Source organism: Sporosarcina sp. Marseille-Q4943 (assembly GCF_943736995.1).
Classification (GTDB): domain Bacteria; phylum Bacillota; class Bacilli; order Bacillales_A; family Planococcaceae; genus Sporosarcina.
On sequence record NZ_CALSFT010000002.1, the window covers coordinates 922728 to 944737 of the forward strand.

Consider the following 22010-nt stretch of genomic DNA (forward strand, 5'->3'; position numbering starts at 1 on the left):
CACGAGGGTAGGTGAGAATCGATGCAGACAAAGCCCATTTTGATTTCCAAACTGATGCCTCCGACGCCATCCGCCACCTACATGCGGAGAGCTTCATTCATTAAAAAGATGAAGATGGCGGACCGGGTGAAATTGACGTTGTTGCATAGCGGAGCGGGGTATGGGAAGAGTTCGGGACTTTCCGCGTATTTTCATGACACGAACGCGACATACAGCTGGTATTCCGTGACGGTTGAAGACGATGACGTCCTTCCGTTCATCACCTACTTAACGCAAAGCATCCGTCGTGTCGTGCCTAGTTTCGGGGCTGTGTTGTCCGAATGGGATGAGCCCACCTTGCACCCGAAGGAAATGGACCTTGAACGATGGCTCGCCCTTTTCATGAATGAGCTTTGTGAAATCGATACCTCCCTTTTCATTGTCATAGACGATTTCCATCATGTCGACCACGTATTTTTAGTGAATTACCTCATCGAAAAGATGATTGGTTCATTGCCGCCGAACGTCCATCTCATCGTCGCAACACGGAACCGTCCGCGTTGGTCGAGCCTCGTCAAGCTGAAAGTGACGGGTCAGTTATGCGAATTGACGGAAGAGGACTTTCTTTTTTCGGAAGAGGAAGTGGCGGTCTTTTACGAAGACTATTTTGATCAGACGCTAACGGAGGAGGAGGCTGCTTCCGTCATCCGGTTGACGGAAGGATGGGCGATTGCGGTCAATTTGCTCGCGCTCCATCTTACCGGGGGAGAATCCCATTTGCCGACCGCGATGAAACCTGCACTGCATGAGTTGTTCGCCTATCTTTCCGAGGAAGTGTTTAACCGGATGAGTGACGAAGAGAAAGAATGGCTATTGGCCTTCTCTATTTTCCCGACATTTTCCGTGCAACTTGTCAGTGAGTTTTATGGGAATGAAGCGGCGAGAACACTCCAGCAGCTAGCGGAACGCCATGTGTTCATCCAGTCGCTCGGGGAAGGGACGTATCGGTACCATGCCCTCTTCCAGCAATTTTTGGAGCGGAAATGGCAAGCGGTCGATCCGCAGCAATTTTATTCAACCCAAAAACAAGCGACGGAATATTACATTCGGCAATCAAACCCGATCCAAGCCATCTCCCATGCGGTGAAAAGCGGAGACCCCTCGTTCATCGGTAAAATCATCGTTGACAATGGCGCAAGTCTAATCAAAGCCGGGCAGTTTGAATGGCTGCTTGATATCCTCAAAGGCTTGCCGCCTGACATACTTGAAACTTTCTATCCTCTCCATTATTTCGAGGGGGAAGCGCATCGGTATCGTGCGTTTTACGAGAAGGCGAGAGTGGCCTATTCGGCATGCAGTAAGGCGGCGGCGGAGTGTGGGGACGATTATTATGCGGGCCGTGCTCATGCCGGTATCGCGAATATTTATCTCGATACGATCCAGCCTGGTCTCGCGGATCCGTATTTAATGAATGCGATTCTTTTCGCCGAGAAGAGCGACAAGACTAGCGAATTGGAAATGGAATTGCTAAAGCGGCAATTTGCGGAAAATCTCGTTAACCTCGGGAAAGCTGCAGACGCTGCAAAATGGGTGGAACAGGAAATTCATGATGATAGTATTCTTCGGGAAGGGAATTTGGACGCGAGGATTGCGCTGCGTACCGGAAAGCTACGGGAAGCACAAGCGATCTTGGCCCAACGAGTTAACGATTCGACATTGCCAGATTCGCATCGCGAAACAGATATTTTGCTGTCCTTGATCTACTCGATGATCGGCGAGAACGAGCTTGCGCTAGAGAGTGCCGCAAGAGGAATCCAGCTTGGAAAGGCGGAGAAATCGGGCTTCATCGAAGCGGTCGGGCTTATCCGGATGGGCCATGCGAGAATAATAGCCGATCTGGGCGATGTCGGGATTGCGAAAGAACATTACCTCCGGGCGATTGAGCGGATGGATGAGTTGAACGTATCGCGCGGCAATGCCGAGCCCTATATGGGGTTGTCGATCGTTGCAGCGCGGCAAGGAGAATTCGCGGAAGCAATCCGGTATGGGGAAGCGGGTTTGCGGGAAACGGAGCGGGTCAATGATGGATGGCTATCCGCATTGATTCATATCGGACTCGCGATTGTCCACTTTTACGCTAACGATGAACCGGAAACAGAACGCCATTTGAATGAAGCTGGACGTTTATTCCGTGAGTGCGGGGATTTTTACGGAGAAATGGTCACTGCGTTTTGGGCAATGAATTTGTATGATCGAACGGATGATGAACGACGTTTTTCGGAGCATGCCGAACGGTTCTTCACACTTTGTACGGAACACAATTATTCCTTCTATTTGATGGCCGATACAATATTCGGCCCATTCGACCTGCAGTCCATCCATCCGTTAGTGCTTAAAGCCGCGAGCCTCCATAAGGAGCATGCAGGCATCCACCACGCCATCCGCCTTCTCGGACTGGAGGACACCCTTTCACACCCGGGCTATAAAATCGACGTCCAACTACTAGGTCCGTTCATGATTCATCTCGGACTCGAAGAAGTCGCCGACCGGAAATGGCAACGGGATAAGTCGAAGGAGATCTTCATTTATTTGCTGTTGAATAAAAACCGGTACGTTCCGAAAGAGGAAATCATGCAAGCACTTTGGGAGGATGCCGACGACAAAAGTGCCGACCGGGATTTCAAAGTGGCATTGAACGCCTTGCTGAAAGTGATTGAGCCAAATCGGAGCGCAAGGGAAAATCCGTTTTTCATCCTTCGCAAACAGACGATGTACCGCCTGAACCCGAAAGCCGACATTAGTACCGACCTAGACCGGTTTAAACAATACGTGAAAAGGGGCATGGCGGAAAAAGAGGCAGATAAAGCAGTGACCCATCTACTGAAAGCATCAGCGTTATACAAAGGAAAACTGTTCGAGGAAAAACTCTCCATCGAATGGATTGCCCAGGAACGTGAGGGGGTCGAACAGCTATACATCCAAGCACTCGAACGCCTCGCCCAATCCTATACGAGACTGCAAGCCTACGGCAAAACGATCGAATGGGCAGAAAAACTATTACGGATCGATCAAACATGGGAAGAAGCCTACCGCTTGCTCATGTACGCCCACTACCAACTCCAAAACCGACCGCAATCGATCAAATGGTACAGAAAATGCCAAACCGTCCTGCAAGAGGAACTCTCCATCGAACCGATGGAAACGACCGAGCAGATGTACAAGATGATTATGAATGAGTTGTAGAGCATAAAGGAGTCCTTGAATTAATAGAGATTACTTGGTGAAGGGATAATTATTCCCTTAGCCTTTTCTTTATTACTTTTTTTAGTGACTTGGTTGATACAGGAAGCTCCGTTGATTAGAGCGGAGGGCGGCGACTCCAGCGGGAAAAGCGTCAGCAGAAGACCCCGCAACGCAGCGAAAGCGAAGTGAGGAGGCTGAAGCGACGCCCGCGGAAAGCGTCCGCCCGAAGCGGAAATCAACAGTTTCAACTTTCCTGTAACTCTTTTGCAACTCCCATCCAATAGAGTAGTAGACAGGAAGAAAGCGTTTACAAAACGAGTGGAGAGAGGAGTTGCAGTATGAAGAAGAAATTGTGGTTGGTCCTATTATTTGCGATGATGCTCGTCATCAGTGCGGCTTGCAGTAAATCGGAAGAAGGGGAAGCGTCGACGGCTACAAACGCGCCTCCGAAAGAAACAGAAAGCGGCAAAGAAGAAAGCAGCGCCGTTGAAGAAGGCGGCACAATCAAAATCGGTGTCCTCGCCTCATTGACCGGAGCGCTAGAGTCATACGGCAAGCAAACGAAACAAGGCTTCGAACTCGGCCTCGAATATGCGACGGGCGGCACGATGGAAGTCGCAGGCAAGAAAATCGAAGTCGTCTTTGAAGATACGGAAACAAAGCCTGAAGTTGCTGTTCAAAAAGCGACGAAGCTTCTCGAAGAAGACGAAGTCGATTTCCTCGTCGGTTCCTCAAGTTCTGGCGACACGCTCGCGGTTCTGCCTCTAGCGGAAGAGTACGAGAAGATCATGATCGTCGAGCCGGCGGTAGCGAACAGCATTACAGGTTCCGAATTCAATCCATTCATTTTCCGAACAGGGCGTAACTCGTCACAAGACGCTGTCGCGGGAGCAGCAGCCATCGCGGGTCCTGGCGTGAAAATCGCGACATTCGCACCGGATTATTCATTCGGTTGGGATGGAGTCGCAGCATTCAAAAAAGCGGCTGAAGCTTTAGGAGCAGAAGTCATTATCGAAGAATTCGCGGATCCGGCAGCAACGGATTTCACATCCAATTTGCAGAAGATCATTGAAGCAGACCCGGATTATTTATTTGTCGTCTGGGCTGGGGCGAACTCGCCTTGGAATCAGATCGCTGATTTGAAGATGCAAGAGAAAGGGATTAAAATCTCGACAGGTGCACCGGACATTCCGGCGCTTTCTGTCATGGAGCCTTTAGTCGGCATGGAAGGGTTCTCGGTTTACTATCACACGCTTCCTAACAATGAAGTGAATGATTGGCTCGTCAAAGAACATAAGGCGCGCTATAACGGCGAAGTTCCGGATCTGTTCACACCAGGTGGCATGTCGGCTGCAATCGCGATTGTCGAAGCGTTGACGAAGTCAAATGGCAACGCAGACGGCAACGAACTGATCAAAGTGATGGAAGGAATGTCCTTCGAAACACCGAAAGGGACGATGACGTTCCGGGCAGAAGATCACCAAGCATTGCAGACGCTTTATTCCATCAAGCTTGAAAAGCAAGATGGCGTCCCGTACCCAGTTCCGGTGCTTATTAGAGAGCTTTCTGCTGAAGAAACCGAGCCGCCGATCAATAACTGATCACATGCAGGAATAAAAAAGGACAGTGACACTGCTGTCCTTCTCAAACGGATGAAAGCGCATATTTCATCCGTTCGAGAAGGATGGACGGGGAAGGAGGAGAACGGTTGGAACCGATCATAAGAACAGAAAACCTGACAATCCGATTTGGCGGCCATACAGCCGTTTCGCATGTGAATTTTGAAATGCCGCCACGACACTTAAAATCGATCATTGGACCGAATGGAGCAGGCAAAACGACGTTTTTCAACTTATTGAGCGGCGAGTTGAAACCGACGAAAGGGGATGTTTTCTTCAAAGGGGAATCGATGGCTTCCTTATCGGCTGTGGCCCGGACGCGGAAAGGGCTTGGCCGTTCATTCCAAATTACGAATGTGTTCCCGAATTTGACCGTGCTCGAAAACGTCCGGTTGGCAGTCCAATCAAAGGAGAGGATTCGTTATCAGATGGTCCGCCATTTTCTCCATTATAAGCAGCTCATCGAAGAGGCGGAGAAGCTGATTGCAATCGTGTTGCTCGATGGGAAGGAAGACGCCATCGCAAGCCAATTGTCCCATGGGGAGAAGCGGAAGCTCGAAATCGCGATGCTGCTTGCGCTCGATACGGAAGTGCTGCTGCTCGATGAACCGACTGCCGGCATGTCTCTCGAAGAAGTGCCTGCAATTTTGGATGTCATCCGGAAAATCAAACAGACCGGCGAGAAGACGATTTTATTGATCGAACACAAAATGGATATGATTTTGGATCTGTCGGATTCCATCATGGTGCTCTTCAACGGCAAGCTGCTGGCGGATGGGAGCCCGCAGGAGATCATGGACAATGAGACCGTGCAAAATGCGTATTTGGGAGGGCTTTACGATGAAAACCTTGCTGAAAGTTGAGGACATCCATACGCATATCGGCCAGTACCATATCCTGCAAGGCGTTTCATTCGAAGCATGTGAAGGCGAAGTGACCGTGCTGCTCGGACGCAACGGGGCGGGGAAGACAACGACGCTGAAGACGATCATGGGCTTGACGCCGGCTTCAAAAGGCACAATCCAATTCAATGGACAGGACATCACGAAGAAGGCGACGTATACAATCGCGAACGGCGGAATCGGCTATGTGCCCGAAGACCAAGGCATCTTTGGAGATTTGACTGTCGAGGAGAATATGAAAGTCGCGATGCGGAAGGAAGATGAAGCCGCGTATAAACGGCAGGAGTATGTCCTCGAGCTGTTTCCGGATTTGAAGAAGTTCTGGAAGAAGGACGGAGGGCATCTGTCAGGCGGACAGAAGCAGATGCTCGCGATGGCGCGGGCGTTCGTCAATGACAGCAAGCTGCTCCTCATCGATGAGCCATCGAAAGGGTTGGCGCCGATTGTAATCGGGACGGTGATGGAGGCGATCACGGAAATGAAGAAGAGCACGACGATTGTGCTCGTGGAACAGAACTTCATGATGGCGAGCCGTATCGGAGACCGGTATACGCTCATCGACGACGGGGAGACGGTCCATGCAGGCGAGATGGCGGATCTGATCGATAATGAAGAAGTGAAACGAAAATATTTAGGAATCGGATGAAGGGGGCTGCACGATGGAATTACTCATCAATTTGACGGTGAACGGTTTGGCGACGGGCATGCTCATCTTCCTTCTCGCTTCCGGATTGACGCTCATTTTCGGTCTTATGAGCGTGCTGAATTTTGCGCATGGTGGTCTGTTCGCATGGGGCGCGTATGCGGGCGTCTGGTTTTATACTTTGTCGGGAAGCTTCATAATCGGCATTCTAGGCGCCATCATTACAGGAATCATTCTCGGTTTCATTACCGAAAAGCTGATCATTACGCCGGTGTACGGCAACCATGTCCAGCAGATCCTCATTACGCTCGGCTTCATGCTCGTGCTTGCGGAAATGCTGAAAGTCGTTTGGGGTCCGAATCAAATCGCTGCAAAAGTGCCGCCGTATTTGGCGGGAAGCTGGGAAATCGGGGATGTCCTTATCATTAAATACCGGCTGTTCATCATTATCGTAGGCTTCCTCGTGTTCGGCGTGTTCCAATACATTTTGCGGAAGACGAAAATCGGCTTGATTGTCAGGGCGGGAGTCATGGATAAAGATATGGTGCAAGCGCTCGGCATTAATATTAAGCGCGTTTTCTTGTACGTCTTCATGGTCGGTGCTGCGCTTGCCGCGTTGAGCGGTGCTCTGTTTGCGCCGTATTCCGGGGTAATCTATGCGGAAATGGGCTTTGAATTTGCGATTTTGGCGTTCATCGTCGTTGTCATCGGTGGGATGGGCAGCTTCCCGGGATCGTTGTTCGCAGCGATTCTCGTCGGCCTCGCGGGAAGTTACATGGCGTACTACGTTCCTGCTCTATCACTTGCGGTCAATATGATGCTCATGGCTATCGTATTAATTTTCCGTCCGCAAGGGCTTTTCACGGCAAAGGGGTGACGGCATGAAAAAGACATTTCAATGGAACAACTTGTTTCTCGCCGTCATCGTTCTCGTGCTCGCTGTTTTCCCGTTCGTTTCGGATTCCAGGACATGGACGATTTTATTAACACAGATTTTCATCTTTTCGATTTTGGCGATGAGCTATGATGTTTTGCTCGGCTATACAGGCATCGTCTCGTTCGGGCATGCGATGTTCTTCGGGATGGGGGCGTATACGACAGCTGTCATGCTGAAAAGGATGGAGCCTTCGATTGGCGTTTTCATCCTATCGATCGGGTGCGGGATGCTGCTTGCCGCATTGATCAGTTTCTTTATCGGACTCATGACGTTGCGGCTGAAAAGCCATTTCTTCGCGATGCTCACGTTAGCCGTTTCGGGACTGTTTTTAGTGCTCGCGGAAAAATGGCGCACGGTTACGCACGGGAATGACGGATTTACGTTCAAGGCACCAGAGTTTTTCAAGGACAGGATGATGTTTTATTTCGCTACGCTTATCTGTCTCGTGCTCGTCTATTTGCTGCTCCGGAGATTCGTCAATTCGCCGTTCGGGCGTGTCCTCGTCGCGGTAAGGGAGAATGAACAACGGACAAAGTCGCTCGGATTTAACACATTGCATTATAAAGTTATCGCATCCGTTGTAGCTGGGGTCATCGCAAGCTTGGCGGGCTCGCTATATGCGGTCTCTCTGCGATTCGTCAACACTAGCGTACTGACAATGGATATTACGCTTGACGCGTTGCTCATGACGATCATCGGAGGTGTCGGAACGCTGATTGGCCCGATTGTCGGTGCAGGTGTCATCGAATTGGCCCAACATTATTTATCCGGCCTTGCGAAGGAGTATCCGATTTTTGAAAGATGGATCATTTTCTTCGGAATCGTCTATATCCTGGCGGTCATCTTCTTCCCACGAGGCATCGTCGGGACGATACGCGAGAAGTTCTGGAAGCGTAAAACGAAGACGCGTCCGCTCGGGAAGGAGGAAGTCTCATGACGTCAGTCGGTATTGTTAGTACGGGCACGTATATCCCTTCAACAAAAATGACTGCAGAGGAAATTGCGGAACGGTCGGGATTGCCGGTGGACGTCGTGAAGACGAAGATGGGCATAACGGAAAAACCGATTCCCGGGGAGCACGATCATACTGTCGCAATGGGCGTATGGGCAGCCCGAGAAGCGCTCCGGAAAGGGCAGGTCGACCCGAAGGAAATTGACGTCATCATTTATATCGGGGAAGAACATAAGGAATATCCGTTATGGACCGCTGCCATCAAAATGCAGGAGGAGCTTGGTGCCTATCATGCTTGGGCATTCGACGTCGCGCTCCGCTGCGGTACGGCGATCATGGCGATGAAAGTGGCGAAAAGCCTTATGCTTTCTGATCCGGAAATTAAGACGGTCCTTCTCGCAGGAGGGTATCGGAACGGCGATTTCATTGATTATGGAAATGAAAGGACCCGCTTCATGTTCAACTTGGCGGCGGGTGGTGCCGCGATGATCTTGCGGCGCGACCATCCTGAAAACATCGTCATGGAGGCGGAACTCATAACGGACGGATCCTTCTCGGAGGATGTCGTCGTTCCTGTCGGTGGTACGAAGAAGCCGCTCACGTCGGAAGATCTGGACAACGGCCTTTACCGTTTGGATGTGCTTGACCCGATCGGAATGAAAGCGCGGCTTGAACAGAAGTCGATGGAAAACTTCTTGAAGGTCATCCGCAGTTCATTGGAAAAAAGCAGACTTACGGAGAAGGATATTGATTATCTCGCAATCTTGCATATGAAGAGGTCTGCGCATGATTACGTCCTGCGCGAGCTCGGTCTTCAGGAAGAACAATCAGTTTATTTACATGAATACGGTCATATCGGGCAAATGGACCAAATTTTGTCTTTAGAGCTTGCGTTAGAGCAAAATAAATTGAATGATGGACATATCGCCGTGCTCGTCAGCGCAGGCATCGGGTACGCCTGGGGGGCGATCACGGTGAAATGGGGAAAGAGTGAGGGGGAGAAGGAACATGGCACTTCAACAAGTGGGATTGAAGAAAGTGAAACTAGCAAATAATGAACAGATTGCCTACCGGGAACGGGAAGGCGGCGAACAGGTCGTCATTCTTGTACACGGCAATATGACGTCATCTAAGCATTGGGACGTGTTGCTCGACAAGATGGATCCGAAGTATAAGATGTACGCGCCGGATCTGAGAGGGTTCGGGGAATCAACGTACAACGAAAGAGTGACCGGCATCCGCGATTTCTCTGACGACTTGCACGGCTTCATCGACGCATTGGAACTGCAAAATTTCCATCTAGTCGGCTGGTCGACGGGCGGCGCCGTCTGCATGCAATATGTGGCGGATCATCCGGGAAAATGTGAAAAGCTCGTGCTGCTCGCATCCGCATCGACACGTGGATACCCGTTTTTCGGAACGAAGCCGGATGGCAGTCCAGACATCGGACTACGCCTTCAAACGATTGAAGACATCGAGCAGGATGCAGGCAAGACGCTCGCGATGCAAGGACTATACGACACGAAAAACCGGGAAGGGCTGAAGGCCGTTTGGAATGCATTGATTTATACGCATAACCAGCCGGATGCAGAAAAATACGATGAATATGTGGATGACATGCTCACCCAACGGAATTTGGCGGACGTCTATCATTCGTTGAACACATTCAATATTAGCGCGCAGCATAACGGCGTCAACGAAGGATCGGATCAGGCGAAAGACATCGACATCCCCGTGCTCGTACTGCGCGGCGACCGCGACCATGTCGTGACAGCGCAGATGACGGAAGAAATCCTGGAAGACCTCGGCGACAATGCGACGTTCATTCAACTGGAAGATATGGGGCATTCGCCACTCGTAGATAATTTGGAACAACTGACAAATACAATTGAAACGTTTCTGGAATAAGGAGTGGACAGCATGAGACTATCAGGGAAAGTGGCAATTATTACAGGCGGGGCGAACGGCATCGGTCTCGCTGCGTGTGAGCGTTTTGCGGAAGAAGGGGCTTCCGTCGTCATGGCCGATTATGACGAGAAGGCAGGAAAAGAGCAGGAAGCGATTCTGAAGGAGAAAGGGCATGACGTCATATTCGTGCAAGTCGACGTCGCCGACCGCGAAAGTGTCGACCGCCTCGTGGAACAAGCGCTTGAACAGTTCGGGAAAATCGATGTGTTAATCAATAATGCGGGCATTACGAAAGACGCGACACTCCTGAAAATGGATCCAGCGGATTTCCAGCGTGTGCTTGATGTGAACTTGTCGGGTGTCTTCAACTGTACGCAAGCTGTCGCGCCTCATATGATCTCTGCTGGCGCAGGGAAGATCATCAATACGTCTTCTGTCAGCGGCGTGTATGGGAATTTCGGACAGACGAATTACGCGGCGACAAAAGCAGCGGTCGTCGGGATGACGAAGACGTGGGCGAAGGAACTTGGTCGAAAAGGCATTAATGTCAATGCGGTGGCGCCTGGATTCACGGCGACAGCGATGGTGGAAAAAATGCCGGAAACCATCATCAAGCAGATGGCATCGGCCGTTTCATTGCAGCGGCTCGGGAAGCCCAAAGATATCGCGAACGCGTATCTTTTCTTGGCGAGCGCAGAATCGGACTATGTCCACGGACACGTTTTACATGTTGACGGCGGCATCATGATGTAAAGGAAGGAGGGTTTCCGCGTGTTCCATGAGCATGGCTGGATATTGAAAAGGGCCGCACTCTCCGCGGAACGGCCCGCATTGATCGACGTCCATTCGAAAACGAGCTGGACGTACGCGGATTTGAAAAATCGGATCATGCGCTGGGCCTCCTTTTTCCGTGCGCAAGGCTATGAGAAGGGGGAGCGCATCGCCGTTTATTCTCCAAACAGTCCGGAGCTTTTCGCCGTCCTGTTCGCCTGCGGTCTGCAAGGACTCATCTATGTCCCGCTCAATTGGCGGCTGAGACAATTGGAATTGCAAGCGTTGCTCGATGATTGCACACCGGAATTGCTCCTCTTCCATGATGATTTTCAAGATCGAATGGCTGGTTTGACTGTGAAAAGCTCGATTTCACTGTCTGTTATCGAGACGGTCGTCACCCCCGTAAACTGGCAGCCGGCCGATCATGGTAACCGCTCCGACACATGGATGATCATTTATACGGGCGGCACGACCGGGTTGCCGAAGGGGGTCATGCTCTCCTATGACGCGGTCAATTGGAATGCGCTCAACACAATCACAAGCTGGGGGTTGTCCGAACACGACACGACAATCAATTACATGCCGCTTTTCCATACGGGAGGATTGAATGCATTGAGCATTCCTTTGCTCATGGCGGGGGGCACTGTCGTCGTCGGACATCAATTCAACCCGGAAGAAGCGTTGTTAGCAACGGATCAATATGAAGCGACGATTTCTTTATTTGTTCCGACGATGTACCAAATGATGATCCAGACACAGTATTTCCATCACTCCTCCTTCCCGTCGATGAATGTATTTTTATCAGGCGGTGCGCCGTGTCCGAAGACGATCTATCAATCATTCCATCGGAAAGGTTTGCGGTTCAAGGAAGGATACGGGTTGACGGAAGCTGGACCGAATAACTTCTTCATACGCCCGGAAGATGCAGTTCGTAAAATCGGTTCGGTCGGGAAGAGCATGTTGTTCAATGAAATACAAGTGCTGGATGACAAAGGGAATCGCTGTGTGACCGGTGAAATCGGTGAATTATCGTTGAGAGGTCCGCATCTGTTTTCGGGTTATTGGAATAAGCCACACGAAACATCGGAAGTCGTGCAGGATGGATGGCTTCGTACGGGAGATCTCGCTAAAATTGACGATGACGGGGATGCATTCATCGTCGGAAGAAAAAAAGACATGATCATTACGGGCGGGGAAAATGTTTATCCTCAAGAAGTCGAACAATGTCTCATCACATATGAAGGCATCCGCGAAGCGGCGGTCGTTGGCATGGAGCACGAAGTGTGGGGAGAAACGGTCGTCGCTTTTGTCGTAGTGAACGAAGAAACTAGTTTTGAACGAGAGGCATTGATTATGCATTGCAAAGCAACACTCGCCTCCTATAAAGTCCCGAAAAAAATCATCGTCTTGCCGGAGCTGCCGAAAACACACGTCGGTAAGATTGATAGTGGGAGTTTGGGCAAAATGCTACTGAACTAACAGGTGTCTCGTAAGCCAATTTGGGCTTGGAGACGCCTATTTTATTTGGTACTATGGGATTAGCAACTAACAGAAATTTATATATAATATAAAAATACAGTAGGGCCGGGGGAATGTCACATGAAAAAGGGAATTACGCTTCATTGTCGCAAGGAAATTTTATCGCTTACCAAAAAGCTTGTAGGCATTGAAAGCATTGTCAATACAGATGGGGAAAAGGATATCGCCAAATTCATTTACGAGTATTTGGATTCTCATCCGTATTTTTCGGAGAACCGTTCGCAACTCGTCATGGAACAAACGATCAATGATGAAAAAGAACGTTATAACGTCCTCGCTTTCGTGAAAGGAACAAAGGGAGAAAGCGATCGAACCGTCGTTTTGATGGGGCATATCGATACGGTCGGAGTCGACGATTTCGGTAAACAGCGTAATTTAGCTTTTACCCCGGATGATTGGATGGACAATTTATCGAATGAGAGCATTTCGGAACAAGCACAACAACAATTGGAATCGGGCGATTGGCTTTTCGGCCGCGGGGTCCTAGACATGAAAAGCGGTCTTGCGAGCAATATGTATTTACTCACCTATTATGCGGAACATCCGGAACAACTCGACGGCAACCTCGTCTTCATCGCGGAATGCGATGAGGAGGATAGTTCCCATGGCATTTTATCTGCTTTGAAAACGTTGAAAAAGTGGAAGGATGAACACGGATTCACTTATGTAGCAGCCGTGAATAGCGATTTTGTCGCGCCTGCCTATGATGGTGATGAAAATCGTTATGTATATAAGGGGACGGTCGGAAAGCTATTGCCATCCTTTTTTATTACAGGTGAGGAGGCCCACGTCGGATCGGCGTTTGATGGCCTTGACCCGAATTTCGTCGCTGCCGAGTTAACGAAGCAAATCAATTACAATCCGGATTTGAGTGACACAGCTTTAGGGGAATCGACAATGCCGCCGGTTTCATTGAAACAAGCTGATCTAAAACCGTCTTATACTGTACAAACGGCATTATCGGCGTATGTGTACTATAACTTCTTCGTCCACTCCTGGTCGCCGGAGAAGGTACTTGATTTATTGAAAGAACAAGCAACGATCGCTTTCACGAATGCCCTCACATCATTTGAAGAACGATATCAAACCTATTGCCAGATGAGTAATCAGCCATATCGCCCGATTTCTTGGAAACCGAGAGTTTTCACATATAGTGAAATGCAGGAATTGCTAACACGTACACATGGGGAACAATATGAAAACCATATGAAAGATTTCAAAGAGGAGTTAGAACGAGATGAATCGCTCGATCCTCGAATGCTTGCTGCTCGAATCGTTGAGGAAGCATGGAAGTTCATGCCGGATAAAAGCCCAGCAATCATCGTCTTTTATTCCTCATTGTATTCCCCTCGCGTCGCATTGACAGGGGATACAGATGATGAACAAAAACTATTGCAAGCATTGGATCATGCAATTGAAGCGCTGCAGCCGGAGTACAACTATCCGATCGTTGCAAAAAACTTCTTCCCACATATATCCGATATGAGCTTTGTCGCCATGAGTGATCGTATGGATGAAATTGATTATATGGTGGAAAATACGCCTTCTTGGGGCAAGAAGCTTCATGTCGCATATGAAGATGTCCACGCCTTGAATATTCCGGTTATCAACATAGGCCCGTACGGTATGGACGGCCATAAAAAACTTGAGCGGATGGAAATGACGTATTCATTGGAAATCGTCCCGAATCTGACGAATCATGTGATTCAGGAAGTGTTAAAGTAAGCATGAGTGATGGCGAGCGACCTTACAGGTTGCCGCCATTTTTTCATTTCCAATAATACGGATGTTTTTCCCGCTTCCACTCAACTTTTTTCGGCCACAGCCGATAGAAAGAGTAATGGGATTTTCAAAGACAGGGAGGCTGGGAAGATGGTTGGACGCATTGGAATAGCGAACGGCACGCAGCAAATGAGCGCGAAAGTGGAAAGCGCAACACCGGACAGGGGAGTCGCGGTGACGGAAGTGCAGGCAATCTCAGTACAAAACCAACAGCAATCAGGGGAAGAACGTCAACTGCCCGTTGAAAAAGCGCATCAGATGACCGATAGTATGAATAAGTTCCTGGAAAGCGTGAACACGCAATTACGGTTCAAATTGCATAATGAATTAAAGGAATACTACGTGACAATCGTCGACTCGAAAACAGACGAAGTGGTCCGAGAGATTCCTTCGAAAAAACTGATGGATGTATACGCAGCCATGAAGGAGTTTGTCGGATTGCTCATCGACCGGAAAATTTGAGGAGGTACCTAGCATATGCGAATTAGCGGATTAGCAACAGGGATGGACACGGAACAGATCATCAAAGACATGATGAACGCCCACCGTATTCCAATAAATAAAATTACACAGAAGAAGCAATACCTAGAATGGCAGTTGGATGATTATCGGGCAGTGAATAGGCAATTGTTTGATTTTAGTCAGAACATCTTTGATAACATGATTCTATCTAAGAACTTCAATCAGAAGAATGTCACGATATCAGCTCCTGATGATGTTGCTATTAAAAATATAAGTTCAACAAGTGATTTTTCGGGAACAATTGAAATTCACCAGCTTGCTAAAAATGCCACTTTGCAAGGCAGGGAGATTAAAAAGGCTTCAGATGAAAAATATACGACTGAAGAAATACAAGCACTAAAAATTTCAGAGTTATCGAAAGTCCCTTCCGATTTTACAATTACAGTTACAGCACCGGGTATGAATGAACCCAAAACTCTTACCTTTACTGCAGATGACACAATTGGCAATGTTATAAAGAAAATTAATGAGGAAACAGGTATTAGTGCGTTTTATGATGAATTTACCGGAACAATCGCCACGTCCGCTAAAAATGGTGGTTCGGATAAATTGCAAATAACAGGAGGATTAGCCGTAGCGCTTGAAATAAATGGCGAGTCTACAAACGGACAAAATGCTATATTTACTTTCAACGGGTTGAAAACGGAACGTTCATCAAATACTTTTCAGATTAATGGTTTTGAATTAACGCTTAAGCAAGTCACGTCCCCATTAAATGCCGATGGAACGGTTGCGACAGGTGGAAAGGTTGTTTCATTCAACTCATCACCTGATACAGAAAAAATCTTCGAAAACGTCGTCAAGTTTATTGATGATTACAATAAACTAATCGAAGATCTGAACAAACAGATTCGCGAGCCGAAACATCGTTCATTCCAACCTCTTTCAGACGAACAGAAAAAAGAAATGAAAGAGAAAGAAATTGAGCTTTGGGAAGAAAAAGCGAAAAGCGGTACATTGCGTAATGACTCTACTATCTCAAGTTTGTTGACACAAATGCGTACGGCGCTTTCCGGTTCTATTGATAAACAATCTTTGAGCAGTATTGGTATCTCGACGTCTAATAACTATTTGGACCATGGAAAGTTAATTATCGATGAAGATAAATTGAAACAGGCCATTTCAGAAGATCCGGGTAATGTGCATAAGTTATTCTCATTTGATGCCGGCAAGGATGCAAGTAAAACTGAGCACGGTTTCGCACGCCAACTTCGGACAATCGTTGACGATGCACAAAAATCCATCGCAAAACGGGCAGGAAAAGTCGGTGACGTGAACGATACATTTACACTAGGTAAAAACTTGAACGACATGAACAAGCAAATCGAACGTTTCGAAGACCGCTTGCGCATGACCGAAGACCGACTGTGGAAACAATTCACCGCAATGGAACGTGCAATTCAACGTTCAAACATGCAATCCGCAAGCCTCATGAACGCATTTGGCGGCGGAATGTAAGAATTAAATGTTGTCCAATGACTTTTGATAACTGAGGGCAAGCAGTATTTTTCTTGCTCGTAAAAAGTGGTTTCTAGAAAATCGCCAGAAAAGGCGACACTCCTGCGGGAAAGCGAGACAGCTGAGACCCTGCAGGAAGAGCCGTTACGAAGGACGGCTTTTGCGACCAAAAGCAAAGCGTTGGGAGCAGCTGTCTAATTTCTGCAAAGGACACAGAAATTAGACAAATCGAACCCTTCGTTGTTCGATTGGCTCAGCGCTCGCCCGCGGAAAGGGAGCCGTTCTGGCGATTTTCGTTCTTACCGGACAACCATAAAAAGGAGAAATTCAACCAATGGCAATTAATAATCCATATGCAACGTATCAAAACAATACTGTGAACACATCGACGCCTGGCGAATTGACGCTCATGCTCTATAACGGATGCTTGAAATTCATTCTACAGGCAAAAAAAGCATTGGAACAAGGAAACATCGAAGAGAAAAATACAGCGACGCAAAAAGCACAAGCGATTGTGTCCGAGCTCATGATCACGTTGGACATGTCCGTACCCGTTTCCGAAAACATGATGGTGCTCTATGATTTCGTCAACAACCGCCTTATCGAAGGAAATATTAAAAACGACATCGCGCTATACGACGAAGCGGCAGGAATTATTACGGAGTTTCGCGATACGTGGAAACAAGTGATTCAAATCAATCGCACGAAGCAGTACGCGAACACGGACGAAATATGATACGGCCGGCGATGATCCGGTGGCAGGAAACGGCGCAGCAGCTGTTGTCCGCGACTAGCCGCACCGAAGAAGAGCATCGGGATGCCGTCATCGATGAAATTAATCGGCTGCTTGATGAAAGGGATGCCTTGCAGACGGAAATCGTCGCACCTTTCACTCCAGAAGAAGAGGAATTAGGCAAGGAGCTCGTCGCACTCGAAAAAGAAGTCGCCGAGGCCCTTGCCTCCTATACGAAATTGATCCGCTCGGACATTACCGCTGCCCAGTCGAAGAAAGAACACGTGAAAAGCTACGTCAATCCTTATGGCAAAGTGGCGCGAGACGGGACGTTCTACGATACGAAACAATAATTGACCAATCAGGAAGACCTGGTTGGTTTTTTCATGACCGACTTAATTTGAAATCATATTGTTATATATTTACATAAGTTGTTATCCGTTTGGAGGTCTTTAAATGAATATTAATCAGTTAATGAAACAGGATTGGTTGCAGAAAAATCGCATTATGATCATAGGATTTGGGATTGCAGGAGGTCTAGGGTTAATTGCGCAGCTTATTCAACAATCACCGCTCGCCATCATCCTTTCAGTCGCCGTACCGTTTACGATTGCGCTTCTATTTTATCTATTCAGTGTGAAATGGGACAGGCTTTCCCCTTTCGTTCCTTATGTTTTGCTCTTATCGAATTTCGTAATTGCGCTCGGTGTCATTTATTTCTCGGAAGCGAATTTAGGAACCATTGGGATTATCGTGCTCATTTTAGCTCTCTCCGCAATCCATGGGAAAATGTTGATCATGGGGTTCGGGTTATTGCTAGGCATCATCGCACTCCTCTTGAATAATTTTAATTTCGTAGAACCTGAACTTGTTAACGCGAGCGGAAGTAATCTGCTCTTGTTATTCTTCCTCGCTGGAATCGTTTTGTTTTTAGTCGTCCGGCAAAATGCCAAGGTATTTTTACAAGTGGAAGAGTTGATGGCGTTGACGGAAGCGAAAGTGCAAGAAGAAGAGCGGTTGAAAACTAAAATGGAAAATGCATTCGAGACAATCACCGGATACTTGGCACGTCTGCAGGAAAGTTCCGTATCATCCTCTGCCTCCCAACGAGAAATGCTCGTGGCAATCAATGAAGTGAGCATTGGCAGTCAGCATCAGGCTGATCATATTTCGGACATCGCCGACGAGGCGGAACGTACGAATGATGTTGTCAACAGTGTATCCATCGGGTTTGAAAGCATCGTCACCGAGTCGCATAATGCAGGTGAGCAAGCGGAAATCGGTGCTGCGAACATGTCAGACTTGAAAAGGAATATGGAGCTATTCTCGGATTCTTTCAAAGAGCTCAATGAAACGTTCCAAGCGTTATCGGCAAAAATTACAGAGACGAATGAATTTGCAACGTCCATTCAAGCAATTACGAACCAGACGAATTTATTGGCGCTGAATGCTTCGATTGAGGCAGCCCGTGCAGGAGAATTTGGTAAAGGGTTTGCGGTCGTTGCCGAGGAAATCCGGAAACTCGCGGGCATGACAGATCAGACATTGCATAAGATCAACCAGAACTTGCGTGATGTGAATGAATACAACGATTTGGCAGTAATGAAAATGGAGGAGGGAATCGAACAGCTGACGGTCCAGTCGACGGTTGCGGAAGAATCCGTGCAGTCCTTCAATTCCCTTTACACGGCAATGGATACGTTGAAAGAAAATCTGACGTCGTTCATAGACGAGTTCCAGACAATTGCTCAGAATAGCGAAAAGATCCAGCAACGGACGATGGATTTTGCGTCAATCGTACAGCAGAGCACTGCAGCAACTGAAGAATTGAATGCGACATTGACAGAGGCCGTCAATGAGCAGCAGCAGATGGCTACGTATATCCAAAAGACACATGATGAAGCGATTCGTTTAAAGGAATAAAGTATGGTGCCCCGGAGTAATTCGGGGCTATTTTTTATATGGAACTATTTTACTATTCGTGATACATTGAAAATAGAGATAGGATTAACGGAACTGGCAAGGGGGAATGGAAATGGAAGTAGACAATGTGGATAAATTATTGCAAGAGCAATTTGCGAAGAAGAACTTCATATTATTCATCACACTCGGCGCGTCAGCCTTAATCGGAGCAATCTATTATTTTGTAACCGGGCAAGATGCCTTGAAGACGATCAGCATGACGATACCTTTGACAACGTCAATCATTCTCTATCTTTTATCGCGGAAAATTACATTCATTGAAAAGCTGTTTCCATGGGTAATTATCGGGATTACCGCGGGTGCTACCATTTTTAATGGAGTTGTCGGGGACCCGTCTATCACGACAGCCGGGATTGCTTTTTTTATTGCCGGAATCGCAAGCGTCCACGTATCGATAGGGATTATGTCGTACGGCTTTGCATTGTCCATACTTGTCATGATTGTATTTTTGACGAACTATCCGTATCAGGAGCAGATTGCGTCCAGCAAAGGGAGCATGGTTCTTCCGCTCGTCCTTATGGCTGTCGGACTGCTCATCCAAATTAGGCAGACGAAGAAATTGGAGTCTCGCGTGAACCAATTCACGGCAGAACAGGCAGAGCTGGCGAAGGAAGAGGAACGGAAGCACCGTAGTTTGAATGCAAACGTCGAGCAAGTGGCGGATGATTTGACGTCAATCGGAAAAACGGCCGAGCGTCATTTAGCTTCGCAGCAGGAATTGCTTGAAATCATGGATGCCCTTGCAACCGGTGTGGAGCAGGAAGCGGAGCAGATCAGCAGGATCGCTGAAAATGCCGAGCGGACGCAGGATGATGTAATTGAAATGCGAAACGAGACGCAATCGATGGTTGTTGAAGCAACGGAATTACGTACGGAATCTGATGAAGTCGTCAGCTTGATGCGCAATGTGCGGATCGGGATGGAAGAAGTCGAGCAACTGTTGAATGAGCTGAATGGTTCATTCGGCGCACTTACTCAAAACATTGAACGGACAAACACGCTTGCAAAATCGATCGCGAGGATTACCGAGCAGACGAATCTATTAGCATTAAATGCGTCGATAGAGGCGGCACGCGCTGGGAATCATGGAAGAGGTTTTGCGGTTGTAGCGGAAGAGATCCGGAAATTGGCTCATATGACTGCGGAGACGCTGTCGGAAATAAACGGTAATTTGAACGATGTGAATACGATGAACGGTCGTTCTCGGGAAAATCTGACGGCAAGCACCGGGAAATTAAAGTTTCAAGGTGCGATGACTGTCCAGGCGGAGCAGAAAATCGAACGGATGCATCAAACATTGGATGGGCTGCATCGGAAGTTTGAAATGTTTGATTCCAAAATGAAAATCATTTCTAAAGAAACGTCCGATATCGGTGAAATGACTGGAGCTTTTGCGGATCTGCTGGCGCAATCAAGTGCGGCACTGGAAGAAGTGAATGCGACGGTGCATGCGACAGTTGCCGACAACGAGCAGATCGTCAGGACTTTGGACAGAACGATGAGAAAAACGAGGGAGTTGGCTGAAGTTCGATAAATCTCCTGGGATTTGGTATACTGAATATAGGGAATAGAAAGGGAACGGAGTGGTGAAATGCTGTATAAGCGTCAGGAGTATTTCAGGCATTCATTTGGAACTCCGCTGAAAGCGTCATTTCGGATTCTCATCGGGGAGGCTGCGAACGAGTCCAATCCGGGAGATTGCCTATTGCTCGATATCAGTCCAGGAGGCACGAAAATTGCAACAGATTTCAATTTGCCGGTAGAGAAGGAGCCAGTCTCTGTGCGGCTTCACTTCACCCTTTTTGAAACGCCGATCGACATCGGTGGGAAGGTTGTTTGGAAGAAGCAATCCGTCGGAGGTTTCCAATACGGCATTGACTTTGTTGAAGATCCTTCCATTTCAAAGCTGATTGTCGATGAACTGAAGATCCGCAGGCGGACGGAAGTCGGGGCAACGGACGGGAAGAAAAGCTAATAACTCCAACGTGATGATTCCGTCACATTTCGACAAGGTTTTAATCTTCCTTCAATATAAAGAAGGAAATTAAAATATAGATGTAGAAGTATACATTAACGGTTAATTAAAGGAGGAGTTCATATGCTAGACTTTAACATCCGAGGGGAAAACCTTGAGGTAACTCCGGCAATACGTGAGTACGTCGAGAAGAAAGTACAGAAGCTCGAAAGATACTTCACAGAGGGCGCGAACGCAACAGCCCACGTCAACCTGAAAGTGTATAACGACAAACAGACTAAAGTGGAAATTACAATTCCGATGAAGAATTTGACTCTTCGGGCGGAGGAGCGTCATGATGACATGTACGCTGCAATCGACTTGATCGTCGACAAGCTCGAACGTCAAATCCGGAAATATAAAACAAGAGTGAACCGCAAATTCCGCGAACGCGAAGGCGTCGCAGCCTTCCTGCAATCCGTGGAGAAGGAAAGGAACGGCAATGAAGAAGCATTAGGTGAAGATGCTGAATTCCAAGTCGTCCGTACAAAACAGTTCGACTTGAAGCCGATGGACCAAGAGGAAGCCATCCTCCAAATGAACATGCTCGGCCACAGCTTCTTCATCTTCACAGACGCCGAATCCGACGGCACAAACATCGTCTACAAACGTAGAGACGGTAAATACGGATTAATTGAAACAAATTAAATGGTCATCAACCACCCCCGGAGAAATCCGGGGGTTTTACTTCGATTACAGATTATTATCAAGTTCCGTTGATTGAAGCGAAAGGCGGCGACTCCTGCCAACGCCGTAACGAAGAACGGCGTTTGCGAGCACAAGCGCAGCGTTGCGAGCAATATTTTTTGCGACCCTAAGGGAGCAGGATTTTGCAGGATGCCTTAATTTCTGCCAAAGGCGCAGAAATACGGCAAATCGAACCCTTCGCTGTTCGATTGGCTCACCGCTCGCCCTCGGAAAGCGTCCGCCTGGAACGGAAATCCGTTTTCGAAAGTGAAAGAGTGACATATAAAACGATTTTTCAAAAATCCCCTTCTAAATCACCCGGACTATTTGCACCA

Annotated in this window: 19 protein-coding genes; all 19 read left to right on the forward strand. The window is 48.0% G+C overall.

Annotated elements, in window-relative coordinates:
- The first annotated feature begins 21 nt into the window (after window positions 1-21).
- On the forward strand, window positions 22-3222 hold the full coding sequence (locus NIT04_RS04475; protein WP_252502399.1) for a BTAD domain-containing putative transcriptional regulator: 3201 nt from the start codon (window positions 22-24) through the stop codon (window positions 3220-3222).
- Window positions 3223-3560: 338 nt separating this feature from the next.
- Entirely contained in the window at window positions 3561-4823 is a 1263-nt protein-coding gene (locus NIT04_RS04480) for a substrate-binding domain-containing protein (RefSeq protein ID WP_252502400.1), read from the forward strand.
- 107 nt (window positions 4824-4930) lie between these two features.
- Window positions 4931-5704: an ABC transporter ATP-binding protein gene (locus NIT04_RS04485; RefSeq protein ID WP_252502401.1), complete on the forward strand. Its 774-nt coding sequence runs from the start codon at window positions 4931-4933 to the stop codon at window positions 5702-5704.
- A complete protein-coding gene (locus tag NIT04_RS04490) occupies window positions 5682-6389 on the forward strand; it encodes an ABC transporter ATP-binding protein (protein WP_252502402.1) in 708 nt (235 codons plus the stop codon). The genes NIT04_RS04485 and NIT04_RS04490 overlap by 23 nt, the downstream gene beginning before the upstream one ends.
- A 13-nt stretch (window positions 6390-6402) precedes the next feature.
- On the forward strand, window positions 6403-7263 hold the full coding sequence (locus tag NIT04_RS04495) for a branched-chain amino acid ABC transporter permease (protein WP_252502403.1): 861 nt from the start codon (window positions 6403-6405) through the stop codon (window positions 7261-7263).
- 4 nt (window positions 7264-7267) lie between these two features.
- A complete protein-coding gene (locus NIT04_RS04500) occupies window positions 7268-8260 on the forward strand; it encodes a branched-chain amino acid ABC transporter permease (protein WP_252502404.1) in 993 nt (330 codons plus the stop codon).
- Window positions 8257-9330 carry a 3-oxoacyl-ACP synthase gene (locus NIT04_RS04505; protein WP_252502405.1) on the forward strand — a complete coding sequence of 358 codons (1074 nt, stop codon included), beginning with the start codon at window positions 8257-8259 and terminating at the stop codon, window positions 9328-9330. Before NIT04_RS04500 ends, NIT04_RS04505 begins: the two co-directional genes overlap by 4 nt.
- Window positions 9284-10183: an alpha/beta fold hydrolase gene (locus NIT04_RS04510; RefSeq protein ID WP_252502406.1), complete on the forward strand. Its 900-nt coding sequence runs from the start codon at window positions 9284-9286 to the stop codon at window positions 10181-10183. The genes NIT04_RS04505 and NIT04_RS04510 overlap by 47 nt, the downstream gene beginning before the upstream one ends.
- A gap of 12 nt (window positions 10184-10195) precedes the next feature.
- Window positions 10196-10936 carry a 3-oxoacyl-ACP reductase FabG gene (gene fabG, locus NIT04_RS04515; RefSeq protein ID WP_252502407.1) on the forward strand — a complete coding sequence of 247 codons (741 nt, stop codon included), beginning with the start codon at window positions 10196-10198 and terminating at the stop codon, window positions 10934-10936.
- 18 nt (window positions 10937-10954) lie between these two features.
- Window positions 10955-12436, forward strand: coding sequence for a long-chain fatty acid--CoA ligase (locus NIT04_RS04520; protein WP_252502408.1), 1482 nt, complete (start codon window positions 10955-10957; stop codon window positions 12434-12436).
- A 120-nt stretch (window positions 12437-12556) separates the two neighbouring features.
- Window positions 12557-14221 (forward strand): M20/M25/M40 family metallo-hydrolase, encoded by a 1665-nt coding sequence (locus NIT04_RS04525; RefSeq protein ID WP_252502409.1) that lies wholly within the window; start codon window positions 12557-12559, stop codon window positions 14219-14221.
- A gap of 147 nt (window positions 14222-14368) precedes the next feature.
- Window positions 14369-14740: a flagellar protein FlaG gene (gene flaG / locus NIT04_RS04530; protein ID WP_252502410.1), complete on the forward strand. Its 372-nt coding sequence runs from the start codon at window positions 14369-14371 to the stop codon at window positions 14738-14740.
- Window positions 14741-14755: 15 nt separating this feature from the next.
- A complete protein-coding gene (locus NIT04_RS04535) occupies window positions 14756-16258 on the forward strand; it encodes a flagellar hook-associated protein 2 (protein ID WP_252502411.1) in 1503 nt (500 codons plus the stop codon).
- 334 nt (window positions 16259-16592) lie between these two features.
- Window positions 16593-16994 carry a flagellar export chaperone FliS gene (gene fliS, locus NIT04_RS04540; RefSeq protein ID WP_252502412.1) on the forward strand — a complete coding sequence of 134 codons (402 nt, stop codon included), beginning with the start codon at window positions 16593-16595 and terminating at the stop codon, window positions 16992-16994.
- On the forward strand, window positions 16934-17344 hold the full coding sequence (locus NIT04_RS04545; RefSeq protein WP_252502413.1) for a hypothetical protein: 411 nt from the start codon (window positions 16934-16936) through the stop codon (window positions 17342-17344). The genes fliS and NIT04_RS04545 overlap by 61 nt, the downstream gene beginning before the upstream one ends.
- A gap of 103 nt (window positions 17345-17447) precedes the next feature.
- Window positions 17448-18914: a methyl-accepting chemotaxis protein gene (locus NIT04_RS04550; RefSeq protein ID WP_252502414.1), complete on the forward strand. Its 1467-nt coding sequence runs from the start codon at window positions 17448-17450 to the stop codon at window positions 18912-18914.
- 112 nt (window positions 18915-19026) lie between these two features.
- Window positions 19027-20508, forward strand: coding sequence for a methyl-accepting chemotaxis protein (locus NIT04_RS04555; RefSeq protein ID WP_252502415.1), 1482 nt, complete (start codon window positions 19027-19029; stop codon window positions 20506-20508).
- A 57-nt stretch (window positions 20509-20565) separates the two neighbouring features.
- On the forward strand, window positions 20566-20949 hold the full coding sequence (locus tag NIT04_RS04560) for a PilZ domain-containing protein (protein ID WP_252502416.1): 384 nt from the start codon (window positions 20566-20568) through the stop codon (window positions 20947-20949).
- A 123-nt stretch (window positions 20950-21072) separates the two neighbouring features.
- The gene (hpf, locus tag NIT04_RS04565) at window positions 21073-21636 is read left to right on the forward strand and encodes a ribosome hibernation-promoting factor, HPF/YfiA family (RefSeq protein ID WP_252502417.1); all 564 of its coding nucleotides are present in this window, start codon (window positions 21073-21075) and stop codon (window positions 21634-21636) included.
- The last annotated feature ends 374 nt before the right edge of the window (window positions 21637-22010 follow it).

Coding starts and splice junctions, on each gene's coding strand:
- fliS (WP_252502412.1), top strand. CDS start 16,593: ATGGCAATTAATAATCCATATGCAACGTATCAAAACAATACTGTGAAC.
- NIT04_RS04535 (WP_252502411.1), top strand. CDS start 14,756: ATGCGAATTAGCGGATTAGCAACAGGGATGGACACGGAACAGATCATC.
- NIT04_RS04560 (WP_252502416.1), top strand. CDS start 20,566: ATGCTGTATAAGCGTCAGGAGTATTTCAGGCATTCATTTGGAACTCCG.
- NIT04_RS04525 (WP_252502409.1), top strand. CDS start 12,557: ATGAAAAAGGGAATTACGCTTCATTGTCGCAAGGAAATTTTATCGCTT.
- fabG (WP_252502407.1), top strand. CDS start 10,196: ATGAGACTATCAGGGAAAGTGGCAATTATTACAGGCGGGGCGAACGGC.
- NIT04_RS04475 (WP_252502399.1), top strand. CDS start 22: ATGCAGACAAAGCCCATTTTGATTTCCAAACTGATGCCTCCGACGCCA.
- NIT04_RS04550 (WP_252502414.1), top strand. CDS start 17,448: ATGAATATTAATCAGTTAATGAAACAGGATTGGTTGCAGAAAAATCGC.
- NIT04_RS04555 (WP_252502415.1), top strand. CDS start 19,027: ATGGAAGTAGACAATGTGGATAAATTATTGCAAGAGCAATTTGCGAAG.
- NIT04_RS04490 (WP_252502402.1), top strand. CDS start 5,682: ATGAAAACCTTGCTGAAAGTTGAGGACATCCATACGCATATCGGCCAG.
- NIT04_RS04495 (WP_252502403.1), top strand. CDS start 6,403: ATGGAATTACTCATCAATTTGACGGTGAACGGTTTGGCGACGGGCATG.
- NIT04_RS04510 (WP_252502406.1), top strand. CDS start 9,284: ATGGCACTTCAACAAGTGGGATTGAAGAAAGTGAAACTAGCAAATAAT.
- hpf (WP_252502417.1), top strand. CDS start 21,073: ATGCTAGACTTTAACATCCGAGGGGAAAACCTTGAGGTAACTCCGGCA.
- flaG (WP_252502410.1), top strand. CDS start 14,369: ATGGTTGGACGCATTGGAATAGCGAACGGCACGCAGCAAATGAGCGCG.
- NIT04_RS04505 (WP_252502405.1), top strand. CDS start 8,257: ATGACGTCAGTCGGTATTGTTAGTACGGGCACGTATATCCCTTCAACA.
- NIT04_RS04500 (WP_252502404.1), top strand. CDS start 7,268: ATGAAAAAGACATTTCAATGGAACAACTTGTTTCTCGCCGTCATCGTT.
- NIT04_RS04480 (WP_252502400.1), top strand. CDS start 3,561: ATGAAGAAGAAATTGTGGTTGGTCCTATTATTTGCGATGATGCTCGTC.